General features: G+C 47.9%; 1 pseudogene. It reads right to left on the bottom strand.

The window, feature by feature from the left end:
* Positions 1 to 572, bottom strand: a pseudogene (locus LKE08_RS00715) (calcium-binding protein); the annotation flags it as partial.

Genomic DNA, 572 nt, shown 5'->3' with positions numbered 1-572 from the left:
TAAACACCTCAAAACTTCCCGTATTTCCCCCTCCGACAGTTGGAGTAAATTCCACCGACGTACCGTTATCACTCAAACGGGTTACAGTTCCGCCAACCAACTCCGTGATGGTACTCCCCGGCGGCACCGGAACGGTAACAGTAATTCCGGCAAGACTGGGAGAATCTGCGGAGAGGCTGTCATCAGTAGGAGTCGCCCCATCAACAACGGAAAACGCCCTCACAGTTTCATTTTTAAGGGGTGTCAATGGCGTATCAGATGCCGTCCCAACCAGCAAAATATTACCAACAGATAGAGATGGATAATTATTGAGATCGTCAAGCGGTGCAAAAGTTGCGACAATTTCAGCCGCTTGAAATCCGGAACCATCCCGGTCATATTTGAGGGTTCCGGTTTCCTGTTCGTAAGCCAGAATTGGACTGTTGAGAGTGCCGAGATTATCTTGATAAGTTTCTCCGGTTGGAACGTTAATAAATTGATCCGGAGCGAGTTGGTTTTCGGAAGTTTCACCAATTTGGACAAATCCGAATCCGTCTTCGGTACTGCGGTTGAAAACTATAACATCGCTTCCC

The organism is Lyngbya sp. CCY1209, assembly GCF_035615495.1.
Classification (GTDB): Bacteria; Cyanobacteriota; Cyanobacteriia; order Cyanobacteriales; family Microcoleaceae; genus Limnospira.
The sequence above is the reverse complement of the archived record's forward strand: the minus strand, read 5'-3'. Positions and strand labels throughout refer to the sequence as shown.